This window comes from Curvibacter fontanus (assembly GCF_054780335.1).
This window is the reverse complement of the sequence record NZ_BAAGWN010000013.1, coordinates 58,108-76,689: the sequence shown is the minus strand read 5'-3', so window position 1 is coordinate 76,689 and position 18,582 is coordinate 58,108. Positions and strand designations below refer to the sequence as shown.

Sequence of the window (18,582 nt, the reverse complement as noted above, 5' to 3'; positions counted from 1 at the left end):
CTCGCTGCTGGATCCGTCGCGCTGGCAGTCCGGACTGACCGAGGAACAGCACGGCAGCAGCAGCCCGCAGGAAACCACCCCGGCCGAACTCGACGGCGAGGTGCGCGACCCCACCGGTCTGAGCCTGTTCTGGCGCACTTTCTTCCTGCTGGCCCTGCTGCTGTTCGGCAGCATTCTGGCCTGGCTGCAGACCTTGCGTGCGCTGGAGTTCGAGCCGCGCGCCATCCAGACCGCGCAGCAGATCGCCTCCCTGGTCAACCTCAGCCGCGCCGCCCTGGTGCACTCCGACGCCATCATGCGCGTCTCGCTGATCAAGACCATGACCGAGAAGGAAGGCGTACGCGTGCTGCCGCGCGAGCCGAGTGACCGTTTCGAGCCCTTCGACACCGACAGCGTGAACCGACGCATCAACCAGGAGCTCACGGCCCGCCTGGGCCCGGGCACCGTGGTGGCCAACAGCGTCAACGGCAAGCCCGGCCTGTGGGTGGGCTTCGTGATCGACCGCGACAACTACTGGTTGCAGACCGACCGCTCGCGCTTCAACCAGACCGCCAGCAAGACCTGGCTGATCTGGCTGAGCACCGGCGCCCTGCTTTCGCTGGCCGGCGCGGCCATCATCGCGCGCCTGATCAACCGCCCGCTCAAGCAACTGTCCTTCGCCGCCAGCCGCATCCGCGAGGGCGACTTCGCCGCGAGCCGCCTCAACGAGCGCGTGCCCACCACCGAGATCCGCCAGGTCAACATCGGCTTCAACCGCATGGCCCAGCGCCTGGCCAAGATCGAACAGGATCGCGCCGTCATGCTGGCCGGCATCTCGCACGACCTGCGCACGCCACTCTCACGCCTGCGCCTGGAAACCGAGATGAGCGTCAACGACCCCGACGCCCAGGCCCACATGGTGGCCGACCTGGAGCAGCTCGACGCCATCATCGACAAATTCCTCGACTACGCACGTCCCGACCACGTACGCCTGGCCCCGGTCAATCTCAACGAAGTCATCCGCGCCAGCCTGTTCGCCTTCAAGGACCGCCCCGACATGCTGTTCAACCTGGACCTGCAGGACAGCGTCACGGTGCTGGCCGATACCGTGGAGCTCGGCCGCGTGATCTCCAACCTGGTGGAAAACTCGCGCCGTTACGGCAAGGACCCGGAGAGCGGCATCACCACCGTGGACATCACCACGCGCGCGCGCGACCAGTGGGTGCAGATCCGGGTGCGCGACCACGGCCCCGGCGTGGCGCCCGAGCACCTGCCCAACCTGACCAAACCCTTCTACCGCGGTGACGAAGCGCGCACCGCGGCCACCGGGGCCGGCCTGGGCCTGTCCATCGTGGACAAGACAGTGCGTCGCATGGGGGGCAAGTTCGGCCTGGGCAACAGCAGCACGGGCGGCTTCACCATCCGCATCCAGCTGCAGCAGGCGCGCTGACTTCGCCTCGCCTTGATGACGCCCGCTGCGCGGGCATGACCTCGCGCCTGCGGCGCATCGATGACGAAATGACTGAAGTCATGCGGGCGTAGCCCGCGTCATCAATGCCGCGCAGCGGCGAGGTCATGCCCGCGCAGCGGGCGTCATGCCTGGTACAGCAAGGCCACCGCGCGCGCCTCGATGCTCAGACCCTGACCCACGGGCCCCATCTTTTCCGCTGTCTTGGCCTTGACGTTGACCTGCTCCGGCGTCAGGTCCAGCAGGACCGCGATGCGCTCGCGCATGGCCGGGATGTGCGGCGCCATCTTGGGCGCCTGGGCGATGATGGTGCTGTCCACGTTGCCGATCTGCCAACCCTGGGCCCGCACACGCGCCGCAGCCTCGGCCAGCAGCACACCCGAATCGGCGCCCTTGAACTTGGCATCGGTGTCGGGAAAATGGCGACCGATGTCGCCCAGGCCGGCCGCACCGAAGAGCGCATCGGTGATGGCATGCAACAGCGCGTCGGCGTCCGAATGGCCCAGCAGGCCCTTCTCGCAGGGAATCTCGATCCCGCCCAGGATGAGCGGGCGCCCCTCAACCAGGGCGTGCACGTCCCAGCCCTCACCGACTCGAATATTCATAGCTTCTTGCCTCTGGCTTGAAGGACCGCCTCGGCCAGGGCGAAGTCCTCAGGATAGGTCACCTTGAAATTCTGCGCGCTGCCCCGGACCAGGCGCGGCGCCAGGCCCAAGGCCTCGATGGCCGAGGACTCGTCGGTCACCTCCACGCCGGCCTGCTGCAAAGCACGCTGCAGCAGGCCCAGGCGGAACATCTGCGGCGTCTGGGCCAGCCATTTGTCGCTGCGCGGCAAGGTGGCGACCACGCGGCCGTCCCGCTCCTGCTTGAGCGTGTCGGGCAGCTTGAGCGCCAGCAGGCCACCCACTTCATCCTGCGCGCAGGCCTCGATCAGTTGCGTGATCTGTTGCGGCGTGACCAGGCAGCGCGCGGCGTCATGCACCAACACCCAGTCGCCCTCAGCCGCGCCCAGGCTGCGCAGCACGGCCAGCCCATTCGTGACGCTGGCCGCACGCGTGGCGCCGCCGCAATCGGCCAGCACATAGGGGGCTGTGGCCCCGGGTTCGAGAAAACGGTCACCGGGCGCCACCACCACCAGGGTGCGCTGCAGTTGCGGCACAGCGGCAAAGGCGGCCAGGGTATGGCACACCATGGGCTGCCCGGCCACGGGCTGGTACTGCTTGGGGCCGGCGCCACCGGCACGCGAACCGCTGCCGGCGCAGGGGATGAGAGCCCAACAGAGGGCGACAGGGGAAGTGGACTGGGAGGTCATGGGAGAGATGCCATTTTAGATGGCACAACTCCACTAAAATGCGTCCCATACACCCCCTGCCCTCCGCGCAGGGGGTTTTTGCGTTTTTTGATTTGGTTTCTCGATGGACCTCCCCAAACTCCAGACCGGCAAGCGCTACACCCTGCCCCGCTCCACGGGCTCGTCCGACGCCCTGCTGCTGGCCCGCCTGGCCGAGCGCGAGCAGGCGGCCGGCCGGCTGCTGGCCATCGTCTGCGGTGACGCCACCGACGCCCAGCGCCTGATCGACGAAATCGCCTTTTTCAGCCCGGACCTGCATTGCGCCATGTTTCCCGACTGGGAAACCCTGCCCTACGACACCTTCTCGCCGCACCAGGACCTGATCAGCGAGCGCCTGGCCACGCTCTGGCGCCTCTACAAGCATGGTCAAGGCAAGCGGGAAGACACCACCGACATCGTGCTGATCCCGGCCACCACGGCGCTCTACCGCCTGGCGCCGCCCGGTTTCCTGGCCGCGCACACCTTCTCCTTCAAGGCCAACCAGAAGCTGGACGAAGCCCAGTTCCGCAGCCAGCTCACCCTGGCCGGCTACAACCACGTGACCCAGGTCGTGAGCCCCGGCGAATACGCGGTGCGCGGCGGCCTGATCGACCTCTTCCCCATGGGCTCTCCCGTGCCCTTCCGCGTGGACCTGTTCGACAACGAGGTCGACTCCATCCGCACCTTCGACCCCGACAGCCAGCGCAGCCTCTACCCCGTGCCCGAGGTGCGCCTGCTGCCCGGGCGCGAGTTCCCCATGGACGAAGACTCGCGCAAACTCTTCCGCCAACGCTGGCGTGAGCTGCTCGAGGGCGACCCCACCAAGAGCCGCCTCTACAAGGACATCGGCAACGGCGTTGCCACGGCCGGCATCGAGTACTACCTGCCGCTGTTCTTCGAGGAAACCGCCACGGTCTTCGACTACCTCGGCAGCGGCACGGACAAAGCCGCCACCTTGGTGCTGCACGGCGATCTGGAGCCCGCGCTGCAGCGCTTCTGGCAGGACACCAAGGAACGCTTCCGCCTGGCCCAGGGCGAACCCGAGCGCCCGCCCCTGCCACCCGAGGCGCTGTTCCTGGGCATCGAACAATTCTTCACCCTGGCCAACGCGCACGCGCAATTGGCCATCCGCCCCCTCTCCGTTCGCCCCGAGCCTGTCGAAGGGCTCACTGGGGCTTCGACAAGCTCAGCCCGAACGGAAATGGATGACAAGCGAGCGGATTTTGTGGAGTTTGATCCCCTGCCCGAGCTCACCGTGGTGCGCGGCGCCGAAGAGCCCTTGGCCCGGCTCAAGGACCATCTGCGCAACACCCAGCACCGCGTACTGCTGCTGGCCGAAAGCGATGGCCGCCGCGAAAGCCTGCTGGACTTCCTGCGCGCCAGCAGCGTCATCCCGCCGGCCTTCGACTCGCTCGAAGAGTTCAAGGCCAGCGAGGAAAAGCTGGGCATCGCCACCGCCGCGCTCAACGTGGGCTTCGCCTGGACCGAAGAGGGCATGGACTTCGTCACCGAGACCGAGCTCTTCGCCGCCGGTCCCAGCACGCGCCGGCGCAAGAAGCAGGAACAGGTCAGCGACGTCGAGTCGCTCATCAAGGACCTGTCCGAGCTCAAGGTCGGCGACCCGGTGGTGCACGCCAGCCACGGCATCGGCCGTTACCGCGGCCTGGTGAACATGAGCGTGAGCGGCCAGCTGCAGGACGACGGCACGCCCGAGGTGCAGGAATTCCTGCACCTGGAATATGCCGACAACGCCGTGCTCTACGTGCCGGTCAGCCAGCTGCAGCTCATCAGCCGCTACACCGGCGTCAGCGCCGATGAGGCGCCCCTGCACCGTCTGGGCTCGGGCCAGTGGGACAAGGCCAAGCGCCGCGCCGCGCAGCAGATCCGCGACGCCGCGGCCGAGCTGCTCAACATCTACGCCCGGCGCGCCGCGCGCGAAGGCCACGCCTTCCGCTTCTCGCCGCGCGACTACGAGCAGTTCGCCAACGACTTCGGTTTCGAGGAAACCGCCGACCAGCGCGCCGCCATCCACGCCGTGGTGCAGGACATGGTCAGCCCGCGCCCCATGGACCGCCTGGTCTGCGGCGACGTGGGTTTCGGCAAGACCGAGGTGGCGCTGCGCGCGGCCTTTGTCGCCGTCACCGGCGGGCGTCAGGTGGCTTTCCTCGCACCCACGACCTTGCTCGCTGAACAGCACTACCAGACCCTGGTGGACCGTTTCGCCAAGTGGCCGGTCAAGGTGGCCGAAATGAGCCGTTTCCGCTCGGGCAAGGAGATCACGGCCGCGCTCAAGGGCATCGCCGACGGCAGCGTGGACATCGTGGTCGGCACGCACAAGCTGCTGAGCGCCGACACCCAATTCAAGAACCTGGGCCTGCTCATCATCGACGAGGAACACCGCTTCGGCGTGCGCCACAAGGAAGCCGTCAAGGCCCTGCGCGCCGAGGTCGACGTGCTCACGCTGACCGCCACGCCGATTCCGCGCACCCTGGGCATGGCGCTCGAAGGCCTGCGTGATCTCTCCGTCATCGCCACCGCGCCGCAGCGCCGCCTGGCCATCAAGACCTTTGTGCGCAACGAGGACAAGGGCGTGATCCGCGAGGCCGTGCTGCGCGAACTCAAGCGCGGCGGCCAGGTCTACTTCCTGCACAACGAGGTCGAGACCATCGAGAACCGCCGGGCGCGGCTGGAGGGACTGCTGCCCGAGGCCCGCATCGGCGTGGCCCACGGCCAGATGCCCGAGCGCCAGCTCGAAGCCGTGATGCGCGACTTCGTGGCCCAGCGCACCAACCTGCTGCTGTGCTCGACCATCATCGAGACCGGCATCGACGTGCCCTCGGCCAACACCATCGTCATCAGTCGCGCCGACAAGTTCGGCCTGGCCCAGCTGCACCAGCTGCGCGGCCGCGTGGGCCGCAGCCACCACCAGGCCTACGCCTACCTCATGGTGCCCGACAAGGAAAGCCTGACCAAGCAGGCCTCGCAACGGCTCGATGCCATCCAGGCCATGGAAGAACTGGGCTCAGGCTTTTACCTGGCCATGCATGACCTGGAGATTCGCGGCGCCGGCGAGGTGCTCGGTGAAAACCAGAGCGGGAATATGCTGGAGGTGGGTTTCCAGCTCTACAACGAGATGCTCAGCGAGGCAGTGAAGAGTCTCAGAGAAGGCAAGGAGCCGGACCTGCTCTCGCCCATGAGCGTCACCACCGACATCAACCTGCACGCCCCGGCGCTCCTGCCGGACGACTACTGTGGCGACGTGCACATGCGCCTGTCCTTCTACAAGAAGCTCGCCACAGCCAAAAAGACCGAGCAGATCGACGCGCTGATGGAAGAACTGGTGGACCGCTTCGGCAAGATGCCGCCGCAGTCGCAGACCCTGATCGACGTGCACCGCCTGCGCGTGATCAGCCAGCCCTACGGCGTGGTCAAGGTCGACGCCGCGCCCCACCTCATCAACATCACCTTCCGCAAGGACGCGCCCGTGGACGGCATGAAGGTGATCGAGCTGATCCAGAAGAACAAGCACATCAAGCTGGTCGGCAACGAGAAGCTGCGCATCGAACGCGAACTGCCCGACCCCAAGTCGCGCGCCCACCTCGTGCGCGACGTGCTGCGCAGCCTGGGCGCCCCCCGCACGGACAAAGCGCCCGCCTGAACACGACCACCTCGCCCCCCTTGAACATGACGACCACCATCGAATACGCCCCCGGCCTCGTGCTGCAAGGCCTCACGCCCCCGCTGCGCCTGAGCGACTACAAGCTCATCGCCTTCGATATGGACTCCACGCTGATCAACATCGAGTGCGTGGACGAGATCGCCGACGCCGTGGGCCGCAAGGCCGAGGTGGCGGCCATCACCGAAGCCGCCATGCGCGGCGAGATCACCGACTTCAAGGACAGCCTGCGCCGCCGTGTGGCCCTGCTCCAGGGCGTGACCGTGGCCGACCTCGAAGCCGTCAAGCGCGAGCGCCTGCGCCTGAACCCCGGCGCGGCCGAGCTCGTGGCGGCCTGCAAGCAGGCCGGCATGAAAGTGCTGCTGGTCAGCGGCGGTTTCACCTGGTTTGCCGACCACGTGCAGAAGCTGCTGGACATCGACTACACCCGCTCCAATGTGCTGGAGCTGCAGGACGGCGTGCTGACCGGCCGCATGGTCGACCAGTCCTGGGGCGACATCTGCGATGGCGCCGAAAAGCGCCGCATGCTGCAACAGACCTGCGCGCAACTGGGCATTTCCACGAGGCAGGCCATCGCCATGGGTGACGGCGCCAACGACCTGCCCATGATGGGCGCGGCCGGCCTCTCCGTGGCCTACCATGCCAAGCCGAAGGTGCGCGAGCAGGCCATGGTGGCCATCCACAGCGGCGGCCTGGACCGCCTCCTCGACATCCTGCGTTAGCCTCAGCTGCCGAGCTTGACGCTCAGCCCCGTGAGGAAAAGCAGGTCGTATTTCTCGGCCGGCGCCTGCGCCAGGCTGTCGTAGCGGCCCTGCAGCTTCACGCTCAGGCTCAGGGCCTTGCTGATATCGAGCTGCAGGCCGGCGTCCAGCGTGGCGCGCGTGCCCTTGTCGTTGAACAGGCTCGGGTACAGCACGAACTTCTGCTTGAAGCGCGCCGGCGTGCCGCCCAGCTGGTGGCTGGATTCCTCACCCAGCAGGGTTTCAATCGTCTCCAGGCGGGTCTGCATCACGTCGTTGATCAGCACCCCGTTGCCGCCATAAAGGTCCTCGCGATAGCTCAGACCGCCGTAGACATCCCACTGGTCATCCCGGTCCTTGACCAGGTGACGGCCCAGGCCGCTGCTGAGCACGGTGCGCAGGTCGAGCTGCCGGATCCGGTCATGGCTGAACTCCAGCCCCACGAAGCCGAACTCCCGCGGCGTGATGTCGCGGTCGTAGCGGCCGCCCAGGCGCCACTGAAGGGCCGTGATGCTGGTCGTCACCACGCCATTGGTGACGCTGCGGGCGCGGCTCTCCAGGTACTGGGCGGACAGCGAGAGCTTGTCGTCCGGCCGCTGGTAGCTGGTGTCCAGGCCCAGGTTGAAGCTCTGGCTGTCGGTGTTGCCCGCCGACAGGGAGAAGCCTGCATTGAAGTCGCCGTCCCAGCGGCCGGCGGCCACCAGTGGCTCTGGCGGCGCCAGCGGCACGGCCCCCCCCGCAGCCGGGACCAGCACAGGAGCAGGCGCCGGAGCCGCTCGCGGCCCGGCATCGGGGGCCGCCACAGGCGCCGCGTCGGGAACGACCACCGGGGCGACGACCGTCGTCTGGACGGGCACCGCCTCCTGCGGGAGCGCCGCAGCGGCCTCGACAGCAGGGGCGGCCAGGGGCGCTTCCTGCGCCCGGACCAGGGTGGTGGCCGATAGGGCCAGCAAAAGGAACAGGGATGTCTTCATCAAGGACTCGGGATAACAGACCAGCCGGACGCTTGCGGCCCGGACCGCGCGATTATTGCCGCTCGATGCGGGGCCGGCCGGCAGCCACCTCGAAACGCGCCAGCGTGAAGGCGTCCGAGTCGGCCTGGGTGGCGTCCTGCACGGCGCGCAGCGTGGTCGTGAGGCGCCCGGGCGTGAACTCGGCCACGCCGTAGCCGCGGTACTGCGCATCGCCAAACACGAAATGCGGGTTTTCGGCCAGGCGCTCGGCGGTCTTGTCGACCGCGCCGGCGCTGGAGCGCGAACTGATGCTGGTGCCGCAGAACTCCACGCCCACCGCCGGGCTGCCGGCATCGGCGTAATCGGCCTTGACATGGCCCACCCAGTTCTCGTGCACATCGCCGCCCAGCAGCACCGGGTTGCTGACGGCGTGGCGCCGCAGCGCATCGGTCACGCGGGTGCGGGTGCCGGCATATCCGTCCCAGCCGTCGTTCCACAGGCGCTGGCCCGGGCCCGGCTGTCCATCACGCGGGCCGAACAGGGTCTGCTGCCCGATCACGTTCCAGCGCCCGGCGGAGCGGGCCAGCGCACCGTCCAGCCACTGCTCCTGCGCGGGGCCCAGGTAGCTGCGCTGCGGATCGGCCCACTCCCGGCACTGGGCCGGGTCCACCAGGCGGCCCCCCGGCCTGCCGTCCTTCAGGCAGGGCTGGCGGTCGCGGTACTGGCGGCCGTCGAGCAGGTGCAGCGTGGCCAGGCGGCCGAAAGGCACTTGCTGGTAGATGCGCAGCTCGGCCCCCTGCGCCAGCCCGGCCAGGGCCTGGGTCAGCACCGTGCTGCGCACCGGCATATGCTCGTACCAGGTCTGGTAGGCGGCGGCGCGGCGCGCGGCGAAGTTCTCCACCGTGCCCAGCACCGGCACGCCCGTACCCTCGTGCAGACCGGCGTAGTCGTTCTGCACCTCGTGGTCGTCCCAGGTCGGCAGCCAGGGACAGGCCGCGTGCATGGCCTGCAGGTCGGCATCGCTCTTGTGCAGGGCGTAACGGTCACGGTACTCGTCGAGCGTGCGCACCCAGCCGCCGGTCACGGCGCGCACGGCATGCGCGGCGCCCGGGTATTCGTAGATGTAGTCGCCCAGGAACATCACCGCATCCAGTTGCTCGGCGCGCATGTGCCGCCAGGCCGCGTAATAACCGTGTTCCCAGCGCTGGCAGGAGGCATAGCCCAGTCGCAGGCGCTTGGGGCTGGCATCTGGCCGGGGGAAGGTGCGCGTGCGCCCCACCGGGCTCACGGCCTCGCCCAGCATGAAGCGGTAGTGGTACCAGCGGTCCGGCTCCAGGCCCTCGACCTCGGCGTGCACCGTGTGCCCCAGCTCAGGGGTGGCCTGCACCTGGCCGCTGCGCGCGATGCGCGTGAAACCCTCGTCGTGTGCGATCTCCCAGCGCAGGGTCAGAGCGCGGCGCTGGGGCGTGTCAAAAACCAGCCGCGTCCACAGCACCACGCCATCGTCCGTGGGGGCGCCGCTGGCCACGCCCAGGGCAAAGGGGTCCTGCGTCAGCCGCGTGCGACTCCAGGCGCTGCGCGGCAGCCAGAGCGTGGTGGCGGTCGCGGCGGCCAGGCGCAGCAGCCGGCGACGGTCGGGGGATTCCTGGTGCATGGTCAGACGGTGAGAGAAACTGGAGCGCGGCCATCATGCCATGCCCGCGTGACAGGCCTGACCGCACGGCGGAGATCGGTTGACAGGGCCGGCCATGGGACTAAGATTCAGGCACTTGTCCGCTGGAGTCAGCCATGGCCACCGAAATTTCCTCCGCCACCCCCAGCGTTTCCACCCCGCCGAAACCGCGTGCGCCCGAGCGCAATCGCGCCGCGGAATACCGCGCCGAACAGGAACAGCAGCAGCAACGCGTCCAGCGCCAGGCTGAGAGCAACAAGCCGAAGGAGCCCGTGGTCAACACCCAAGGCCAGACCACCGGCCGCATCCTGAACGAAAAGGCCTGAGGAGAGACGGTCATGGCCACGGCCCTGCAGGGCATCAACAGCAGCACGCCCAATGCGCGGGCCCAGCTGAGCCAGTACCAGGCCCAGCTGCAGCAGGCCCGCCAGGAAGCGTCCCGGGCGGCCGACCGCGTCGCGCGCCTGGAGCAGCAGACCGATGTGGCCCGCGGCGAATCCGTGCGTGCGGACGAACGGGTGCGCGGCATCGAAGGCAATGCACCCCGCAACACGGACAACGGCGAGCAAAACCGCAACAACCGCCGCGCCATCAACAGCCTGAGCATGCTCAGCGGCACCCTGCTCGATACCGTGGTCTGAGCCGGCACCCCGCACGCGACAAGGGCCCTCATGAGGGCCCTTGTTATTTCCAGAAACCGGGCAGACCCCGTTTTCAGCCGCGCTGGCGCAAGGCTTCGTAAAGACACACGCCGCTGGCCACCGAGACGTTCAGGCTCTCCACCCCGCCCTTCATCGGGATGCCCACCAGCTCGTCGCAGGTCTTGCGCGTCAGCTGCCGCATGCCTTCGCCTTCGGCGCCCAGCACCAGGGCCGTCGGGCCCTTGAGGTCCATCTGGTAGATCGTCTTGGGCGCATCGTCGCTGGTGCCGATGCACCAGATGTTGCGTTCCTTCAGCTCGCCCAGCGTGCGCGCCAAGTTGGTCACCATGAAATAGGGCACCGTCTCGGCCGCGCCGCTGGCCACCTTGGCCACGGTGGCGTTGATGCCCACCGCATGGTCCTTGGGGGCGATCACGGCGTGCGCCCCGGCCCCGTCGGCCACGCGCAGGCAGGCGCCCAGGTTGTGCGGATCGGTCACGCCGTCGAGCACCAGCAGCAGGGGCGGCTCGCTCAGACTGTCCAGCAGATCGTCCAGCGAATGCACCTGGGCCAGGGGCTCAACGCGCGCGGCCACGCCCTGGTGACCATGGCTGCCCGCCAGCTTGGCCAGACGCAGGCCGTCGGCCTCGATCAGCCGCACACTGGCCTCCTTGGCCTTTTCCAGGAACTGGCGCATGCGCGCATCGCGCCGGGTCGGCTCGAAGTAGATCTCGATGATGGATTGCGGCGCCGTCTTGAGGCGGACGCCCACGGCGTGGAAGCCGAACAGGACTTTGGGGGAGGACATGGGGGGGATTATCCCGGTATGCTGCGGAACAGCCAGCCGATCCTCAAGATTGGACTCACCGCAAATCGCCGCAACCTGTCAAACCAGCCATACGCCAGTCACGATGCTCTACGAAATAAACGGCCTTGAAATATGGCTGATGGCAGGAAAACCCATGCTGGTGTGGGCTTCAGGCGATTGAGGGTTGTGGAGAATTGAAAAAGTTTCCACTCCCGCCATGGCCCACAAGATCATCCTCGACTGCGACCCCGGCGCCGACGACGCATGGGCGCTGTACTTTGCGCTCGCCCATCCGGAACTCGATCTGCTGGCCGTCACCACCACCTTCGGCGCTCTCACCGTGGCCCAGGCGACGCGCAATGCCCTGCTGCTCTGCGCCCTGGCCGGGCGCCCGAACCTGCCGGTCTGCAGCGGCGTGGCCACGCCCACGCGCAAGGCGACCTGGTGGCACGACCCCGAGGCCTTCGGCACCGACGGCCTGGGCGATCTGCCACGGCGACCGCCCGAAGCGCATGGCGCCGACGAACGTTCGGCCGCGCGCTGCATCGTGGAACTGGCCCACACCCACCCGGGCCAGCTGAGCCTGGTCTGTGCCGGCCCGCTGGGCAATCTGGCCCAGGCCCTGCGACTGGAGCCGCACCTGCCCGAACGGCTGGGCCAACTGGTGGTGGCCGGCGGCAGCATCCAGGCGCCGGGTGATGTGTCGCCCGTGGCCGAATCCAATTTCTGGCTCGATCCCCATGCCGCCGATCTGGTGCTGACAGCCGGCTTCAAGCTGACGATGCTGGGCCTGGACGTAAGCCAGGCCGCGCCCCTGCCCCTGGCGCTGATCGAAAAACTCGCCGCCCAGCGACCCCACCCCGCCACCGCGGCCCTGCTGCACGCCGCCCGCCAGCACGCCAGCCACCGGGCCCGTCTGGCGCCCGGAACCGCGCCGGCCTGCCCCGCCCCGGGCCTGCTGGGACTGACCTGGCTGCTCCAGCCAGGGCTGTTCAAGACCGAGGCGGGCCGCGTACGCGTGGTGCCCGACGGTCTGGCCGAGGGCCAGAGCATCATGGACAGTCGCGAGCACATCCCCTACCCCCAGCCCGGCTGGGAAGAGCAGATTCCGCGCATCCAGGCCGCCCTGCAGGTGGACGCCCCGGCCTGCCTGGCCCTGGTGGAGCGCACCCTGAGGGGCGACTGGCTGCCGGCCAAGCCCGGCTGAAAGCCTGGCCCCTGGGTTCTTTATTACTGTTACTTATAGGAATCCAAGAAAAATGTAGTTTGGGATCTGAGGGCCCGCTTTTACAGTCTCGTCCATGCATGACGTGGCGTTCATTTTTGCGGGTTTTTTCGTCGGTCTGATCGTCGGACTGACCGGGGTGGGCGGCGGCTCGCTCATGACGCCCATCCTGATCTTCTTCTTCGGCGTGAAGCCGCACCTGGCCGTCGGCACCGACCTACTGTTCGCGGCCTTCACCAAGCTCAGCGGCACCGTGCGCCTGGCCCGCCAGCGCGTGGTGGACTGGCGCATCGTCTTCCACCTCTCGGTCGGCAGCATCCCCGCGGCCCTGATCACCCTTTATTTCCTGCACCGCGTGGGCCCGGCCAACCCGGCCGTCCAGAGCCTGATGACCAGCACCCTGGGCGCGGCCCTGCTGCTGACCGCCGCCGCCACCCTGTACAAGGCCGTGCGCGGCAAGGCCCTGCCGGCCGCCCTGACCGCCGGCCAGGAGGCCGCCGCCGCCCGCCCGCGCCACTGGAGCCTGCCCCTGCTGCTGGGCGCCCTGGTGGGCACCCTGGTGACGCTGACCTCGGTGGGCGCCGGCGCCATTGGTGTCAGTGTGCTGCTGTTTGCCTATCCCCTGCTGCCGCTGCCGCGCATCGTGGCCGCCGACATCGCCTACGCCGTGCCGCTGACCCTGGTGGCCGGCCTGGGCCACGCCTCCCTGGGCTCGGTGGACTGGTCGCTGCTGGCCCTGCTGCTGGCCGGTTCCCTGCCCGGTATCTGGCTGGGCACGCACCTGATCCACCGCATCAACGAACGCGTGGTGCGCTCCATTCTTTCCGTGCTGCTGGCCTGGGCCGGTCTCAAGCTGATTGCCATCTGACCTGATATGTACCAATACACCGACTTCGACCGCCAGTTCGTGCGCCTGCGCGCCGAGCAGTACCGCGACCAGCTCGAACGCCATCTGGCCGGCCAGCTCGGCAACGAGGAGTTCCGCCCGCTGCGCCTGCAGAACGGCTGGTACGTGCAGCGCCACGCCCCCATGCTGCGCGTGGCCGTGCCCTACGGCGAACTCTCCAGCGCCCAGGTGCGCGTGCTGGCGAAAATCGCCCGCGAGTACGACCAGCCCGGTAACGAAGTCTTCCAGGGCGCGGTGGCTGCACAGAACAAGCTGGGCGACATCCAGCTGCGCGACGGCAAGGCCATCGGCAGCAGGCTGGTGACCGGCTACGCCCACTTCACGACGCGCCAGAACGTGCAGTTCAACTGGATCCCGCTGAACCAGAGCGCCGACGTCATGGACCTGCTGGCCTCGGTGGGCATGCATGGCATCCAGACCAGCGGCAACTGCATCCGCAACATCACCAGCGACGCGCTGGCCGGCATCGCCGTGGACGAGGTGGCCGACCCCCGCCCCTTCGCCGAGATCCTGCGCCAGTGGAGCACGCTGCACCCCGAATTCGCCTTCCTGCCGCGCAAGTTCAAGATCGCCATCACCGGCGCGCGCGAAGACCGCGCCGCCATCGCCTGGCACGACGTGGGCCTGCAACTGCTGCGCAACGAGGCCGGCACCCTGGGCTTCAAGGTGCTGGTGGGCGGCGGCATGGGCCGCACCCCGGTGATCGGCACCACGATCCGTGAATTCCTGCCCTGCGACCAGATCCTCAACTACACGGAAGCGGTGGTGCGGGTCTACAACCGCTGGGGCCGCCGTGACAACAAGTACAAGGCCCGCATCAAGATCCTGGTGAAGGCCGAGGGCCAGCGCTTTCATCAAGAGGTGGAAGAGGAATTCCGCCAGATCATCGAGCGCGACGGCGCGCCCCACACCATCACGGCCGCCGAGTTCGAGCGCATCAGCGCGAATTTCGTGCCGCCCACGCTGACTTGCGACCGCAAGAGCGCCGACGCCAAGATCGCCCACATCCTCAAGGCCGCGGCCGAGGACGACGTGGAGTTCGGCCGCTGGCTGCAGCGCAATGTATCCACACACAAAAACCCCGACCTGCGCGCCGTCACCCTGTCCTTCAAGCGCCTGGGCCAGTCCCCGGGTGACGCCACCGCCACCCAGCTCGACGCCGTGGCCCAACTGGCCGACCGTTACAGCGGCGGCGAGGTGCGCGTGACGCACGAACAGAACCTGCTGCTGCCCTGGGTGCGTTGCGACCAGCTCGCCGAACTCTGGCGCGAAGCCCGCCACCTGGGCCTGGCCAAACCCAATATCGGCCTGCTGACCGACATGATCGCCTGCCCCGGCGGCGACTTCTGCGACCTGGCCAACGCCCGTTCCCTGCCCCTGGCCGAGGCCATCACGGCGCGTTACCAGGACCTGGACGAGCTGGAGGACCTGGGCGAGATCGACCTGCACATCAGCGGCTGCATCAACTCCTGCGGCCATCACCACAGCGGCCACATCGGCATCCTGGGCGTGGACAAGGACGGCAAGGAGTGGTACCAGGTCACCGTGGGCGGCTCCGACGGCAAGATCTTGTCGGGCGATCCGGTGCCGGGCAAAGTCATCGGCCCCTCCTTCTCGGCCCACGAAGTGCCCGACGTGATCGAGGCCCTGCTGGACACCTACCGCGCGCAGCGCCACAGCGGCGAGAGCTTCATCGACACGCTGCGCCGCGTCGGCAGCGAACCGTTCAAACAGGCCGGCCAGCAGGCCCGCCATGAAACAGCCGCTGCCACGGCCTGAAGGAGTGCAAGTGATGAAACTGTTTTCTGCCGACACCGCGCCGACCGAACCCCAGGACCTGCAGGTGCTGGTCCTGGCCAATGACGCCGATCCGCGCGCCCTGTCCCTGAACGGCGTGGCCCGCATCGACCTGCATTTCCCCAGCTTCACCGACGGCCGCGCGCACAGCCAGGCCTTCCTGCTGCGCCGCCGCCTGGCTTACCAGGGCGAGATCCGCGCCACCGGCGACGTGCTGGTCGACCAGTTGCCCCTGCTGGCACGCAATGGTTTCGACGCCGCCGTACTCCGGGCCGACCAGGACCTGGCCGTGGCCGAGCGCCAGCTGGAGCGCTTCAAGAGCTATTACCAGGGCGACGCCGTGCAGGCGCGCCCGCGTTTCGCGCGGGAGGCCGCATGACCGCGAGCGCCATCGATTTCGCCAAGCTCAACGCCGAGCTTGGCCACGACGCCCCCGCCCTGGTGAAGTGGGCGCTGGGCCTGGGCCAGAAGGCCATCGTCACCACCAATTTCCGCCCCTTTGAGGCGGTGATCCTGCACTTGGTCACGCGCGTGCAGCCCGATGTGCCCGTGGTCTGGATGGACAACGGCTACAACACTGAGGCCACCTACCGCTACGCCGACGAGGTGACCCGCCAGCTCGGCCTGAACCTGCGCATCTACCTGCCGCTGCGCACGCGCGCACACCGCGAGGCGCTGGAAGGCCCGGTGCCCGCACTTGACGACCCGCGCCACGCCGCCTTTACCCAGGAGGTGAAGCTCGAGCCCTTCGCCCGCGCGCTGCGCGAGACTGCGCCCAAGGTCTGGTTCACCGCGCTGCGCGCCACCGACAGCGCTGTGCGCGCCCGGATGGACCCCGTGAGCCTCAACCCCGACGGCCTGATCAAGGTCGCCCCGCTGCTGCACTGGTCGTCCAAGGACCTGTACCAGTACTGCGAGATCCACGGCCTGCCCAACAACTTCGACTACGTGGACCCGACCAAGGGCGAAGAACAGCGCGAGTGCGGCCTGCACCTGGCCCACTGATACAGATCGGACCCCCACCATGAACGCCCGCGCCGAACAAGAACTACTGAACCAGACCGTGCACCATCTGAGCAATGCCCATCTCGACGCGCTCGAGGAAGAAACCATCTTCATCCTGCGCGAGGTGGCGGCCACCTTCGAGCGCCCGACCCTGCTGTTCTCGGGCGGCAAGGATTCGCTGGTCATGCTCAAGTGCGCCGAGAAGGCCTTCGGCGCCGGCCGACTGCCCTATCCGCTGCTGATGATCGACACCGGCCACAACTTCCCCGAAGTGACGGCCTTCCGCGACCAGCGCGCGACTGAGCTGGGCGCCGAACTGATCGTGCGCAACGTGGAAGACTCCATGAAACGCGGCACCGTGCGCCTGGCCCACCCGGGCGAGAGCCGCAACGTGCACCAGTCGGTCACCCTGCTGGAAGCCATCGAGGAATTCCGCTTCGACGCGCTGATCGGCGGCGCACGCCGCGACGAGGAAAAGGCCCGCGCCAAGGAGCGCATCTTCTCGCATCGCGACAGCTTCGGCCAATGGCAGCCCAAGGCCCAGCGCCCCGAGCTCTGGACCCTGTTCAACACCCGTCTGGCCCCGGGCGAACACTTCCGCGTGTTCCCCATCAGCAACTGGACCGAACTCGACGTCTGGCAGTACATCGAGCGCGAAAACATCGCCCTGCCCTCGATCTACTACACGCACAAACGTGAAGTGGTGGACCGCCGCGGCATGCTGGCCCCGGTGACCGAACTCACACCGCCGCGCGAAGGCGAACAGGTCATCGTGCGCGATGTGCGTTTCCGCACCGTGGGCGACATCACCTGCACCTGCCCGGTGGCCAGCACGGCCGCCAGTGCAGCCGACATCGTGATCGAAACCCTGGCCGCCGAGGTCAGCGAGCGCGGCGCCACGCGCATGGACGACCAGACCTCGGATGCGTCCATGGAAAAACGTAAAAAGGATGGGTATTTCTGATGGACACGACCACCACCGTTCGCCCTGAGCCTGTCGAAGGGCTCACCGGGGCTTCGACCAGCTCAGCCCGAACGGCTACCTCCTCCGCCCTGCGCTTCATCACCTGCGGTTCGGTCGACGACGGCAAAAGCACGCTGATCGGCCGCCTGCTGGTCGACACCCGCGCAGTGCTGCAGGACCATCTGGCCGGCGTGCAGCGCCAGGGACAGACCGATCTGGCCCTGCTGACCGACGGCCTCTCGGCCGAGCGCGAGCAGGGCATCACCATCGACGTGGCCTACCGCTACTTCAGCACCGAAACCCGCAAGTTCATCATCGGCGACGCGCCGGGCCATGAGCAGTACACGCGCAACATGGTCACGGCGGCGTCGAGCGCCGACGCCGCCGTGGTACTGGTGGACGCCACCAAGCTGGACTGGCAGAACCCGGCCCTGACCCTGCTGCCGCAGACACGCCGCCACAGCCTGCTGCTGCAGCTGCTGCGCGTGCCCTCCATCGTCTTCGCGGTCAACAAGCTCGACGCCGTGGGCGACGCCAAACTGGCCTTCAAGCACATCAGCGCCGCCCTGCAGGCCTTTGCCCAGAACGCCGGCCTGGACGTGCGCGCCACCGTGCCGGTTTCGGCCCTGCAGGGCTGGAACGTGGTCGATGCGCCTGAGCAGGCCGGCTGGTGCGGCTACCAGGGCCCGACTCTGCTGGACATCCTGGAACAACTGCCGGTGACGGCCGCCGACACGGCCCTGCCCCTGGCTTTCCCGGTGCAGTGGGTCGAGAAGTTCTCCTCGTCCAGCGATACGTCCCAGGGCCGCCGTGTGTTCTGGGGCCGTGTGGCCGCCGGCGGCGTGAAGGCCGGCGACACCGTGCGCATCTTCCCCAGCGGGCAGAACGCCACCGTGGCCCAGGTGCTGAACCATGTGCGCCAGCCGGGCAGCGTAGCCGCCGGGCACAGCGCAGGCATCGTGCTGGACCGCGAAGTGGACGTTTCGCGCGGCGACTGGCTGCTGGCCCAAGGCCAGGACCAGACCTCGCGTGAACTGCTGGCCACCGTGGCCTGGATGGACGACGAGCCCCTGGTGGCCGGCCGGGTCTATTGGGCCCTGCACGGACACCGCTGGGTCAAGGCCAAGGTCAAGCGCATCGTGCACCGCCTGAACATCAACACCCTGGCCGAAGAGGATGCCGCACAGCTGGAGCCCAATGCCATCGGCCACGTCGAACTGGCCCTGCAGGAGGCGATTCCGGCCCTGTCTTTTGGCCGCTCCCGCGGCCTGGGCTCGCTGATCCTGGTGGACACGGCCAGCCACCGAACCTCGGGCGCGGTGCTGGTGAATTGAGCCCGGGGGCTTGATCCAGCGCAACAACCCTGTGCATGGCAAGGGCGAGAATCGCAGGCCATTGCAAAAGCCAATAAAATCAA

17 protein-coding genes are annotated in these 18,582 nt (G+C 68.0%); 12 read left to right on the top strand and 5 right to left on the bottom strand.

The window, feature by feature from the left end; all coding sequences use genetic code 11:
* The first annotated feature begins 34 nt into the window (after positions 1–34).
* A complete protein-coding gene (locus ACYVH8_RS09760) occupies positions 35–1,429 on the top strand; it encodes a sensor histidine kinase (RefSeq protein ID WP_460488703.1) in 1,395 nt (464 codons plus the stop codon).
* Between the two features lie 143 nt (positions 1,430–1,572).
* Here the strand turns inward: ACYVH8_RS09760 and ispF are convergent, their stop codons facing one another.
* Positions 1,573–2,052 carry a 2-C-methyl-D-erythritol 2,4-cyclodiphosphate synthase gene (gene ispF, locus ACYVH8_RS09755; RefSeq protein WP_460488663.1) on the bottom strand — a complete coding sequence of 160 codons (480 nt, stop codon included), beginning with the start codon at positions 2,050–2,052 and terminating at the stop codon, positions 1,573–1,575.
* Positions 2,049–2,759: a 2-C-methyl-D-erythritol 4-phosphate cytidylyltransferase gene (ispD, locus tag ACYVH8_RS09750; RefSeq protein WP_460488662.1), complete on the bottom strand. Its 711-nt coding sequence runs from the start codon at positions 2,757–2,759 to the stop codon at positions 2,049–2,051. The genes ispF and ispD overlap by 4 nt, the downstream gene beginning before the upstream one ends.
* Positions 2,760–2,862: 103 nt before the next feature.
* Here ispD and mfd point away from each other — a divergent pair, with 103 nt between their 5' ends.
* Complete coding sequence (mfd, locus tag ACYVH8_RS09745; protein ID WP_460488661.1) at positions 2,863–6,435, top strand: transcription-repair coupling factor; 3,573 nt, start codon at positions 2,863–2,865, stop codon at positions 6,433–6,435.
* Between the two features lie 26 nt (positions 6,436–6,461).
* Positions 6,462–7,175 carry a phosphoserine phosphatase SerB gene (gene serB, locus ACYVH8_RS09740; protein ID WP_460488702.1) on the top strand — a complete coding sequence of 238 codons (714 nt, stop codon included), beginning with the start codon at positions 6,462–6,464 and terminating at the stop codon, positions 7,173–7,175.
* Positions 7,176–7,177: 2 nt separating this feature from the next.
* Here serB and ACYVH8_RS09735 read toward each other — a convergent pair whose 3' ends face one another.
* Entirely contained in the window at positions 7,178–8,167 is a 990-nt protein-coding gene (locus ACYVH8_RS09735) for a DUF481 domain-containing protein (protein ID WP_460488660.1), read from the bottom strand.
* A 52-nt stretch (positions 8,168–8,219) separates the two neighbouring features.
* Positions 8,220–9,800 carry an alkaline phosphatase D family protein gene (locus tag ACYVH8_RS09730; protein ID WP_460488659.1) on the bottom strand — a complete coding sequence of 527 codons (1,581 nt, stop codon included), beginning with the start codon at positions 9,798–9,800 and terminating at the stop codon, positions 8,220–8,222.
* Positions 9,801–9,934: 134 nt separating this feature from the next.
* Between ACYVH8_RS09730 and ACYVH8_RS09725 the strand changes: the two genes are divergently transcribed.
* A complete protein-coding gene (locus ACYVH8_RS09725) occupies positions 9,935–10,144 on the top strand; it encodes a hypothetical protein (protein ID WP_460488658.1) in 210 nt (69 codons plus the stop codon).
* Positions 10,145–10,156: 12 nt separating this feature from the next.
* Positions 10,157–10,459 carry a hypothetical protein gene (locus ACYVH8_RS09720; protein ID WP_460488657.1) on the top strand — a complete coding sequence of 101 codons (303 nt, stop codon included), beginning with the start codon at positions 10,157–10,159 and terminating at the stop codon, positions 10,457–10,459.
* Positions 10,460–10,532: 73 nt separating this feature from the next.
* On the opposite strand, the gene rlmB is transcribed toward ACYVH8_RS09720, so the two are convergent.
* On the bottom strand, positions 10,533–11,267 hold the full coding sequence (rlmB, locus tag ACYVH8_RS09715; RefSeq protein ID WP_460488656.1) for a 23S rRNA (guanosine(2251)-2'-O)-methyltransferase RlmB: 735 nt from the start codon (positions 11,265–11,267) through the stop codon (positions 10,533–10,535).
* Between the two features lie 217 nt (positions 11,268–11,484).
* On the opposite strand from rlmB, the gene ACYVH8_RS09710 reads away from it, so the two are divergent.
* The 7 genes from ACYVH8_RS09710 (at position 11,485) to ACYVH8_RS09680 (ending at position 18,499) form a co-directional block, all read left to right on the top strand.
* On the top strand, positions 11,485–12,474 hold the full coding sequence (locus tag ACYVH8_RS09710; protein ID WP_460488655.1) for a nucleoside hydrolase: 990 nt from the start codon (positions 11,485–11,487) through the stop codon (positions 12,472–12,474).
* A 94-nt stretch (positions 12,475–12,568) separates the two neighbouring features.
* The gene (locus ACYVH8_RS09705) at positions 12,569–13,360 is read left to right on the top strand and encodes a sulfite exporter TauE/SafE family protein (RefSeq protein WP_460488654.1); all 792 of its coding nucleotides are present in this window, start codon (positions 12,569–12,571) and stop codon (positions 13,358–13,360) included.
* 6 nt (positions 13,361–13,366) lie between these two features.
* Positions 13,367–15,178, top strand: a complete 1,812-nt coding sequence (locus ACYVH8_RS09700; protein WP_460488653.1) for a nitrite/sulfite reductase — start codon at positions 13,367–13,369, stop codon at positions 15,176–15,178.
* A gap of 13 nt (positions 15,179–15,191) precedes the next feature.
* Complete coding sequence (locus tag ACYVH8_RS09695) at positions 15,192–15,575, top strand: DUF934 domain-containing protein (protein ID WP_460488652.1); 384 nt, start codon at positions 15,192–15,194, stop codon at positions 15,573–15,575.
* Positions 15,572–16,201: a phosphoadenosine phosphosulfate reductase domain-containing protein gene (locus ACYVH8_RS09690; protein WP_460488651.1), complete on the top strand. Its 630-nt coding sequence runs from the start codon at positions 15,572–15,574 to the stop codon at positions 16,199–16,201. Before ACYVH8_RS09695 ends, ACYVH8_RS09690 begins: the two co-directional genes overlap by 4 nt.
* Positions 16,202–16,220: 19 nt before the next feature.
* Entirely contained in the window at positions 16,221–17,165 is a 945-nt protein-coding gene (gene cysD, locus ACYVH8_RS09685; protein ID WP_460488650.1) for a sulfate adenylyltransferase subunit CysD, read from the top strand.
* Positions 17,165–18,499 (top strand): sulfate adenylyltransferase subunit 1, encoded by a 1,335-nt coding sequence (locus ACYVH8_RS09680; RefSeq protein WP_460488649.1) that lies wholly within the window; start codon positions 17,165–17,167, stop codon positions 18,497–18,499. The genes cysD and ACYVH8_RS09680 overlap by 1 nt, the downstream gene beginning before the upstream one ends.
* The last annotated feature ends 83 nt before the right edge of the window (positions 18,500–18,582 follow it).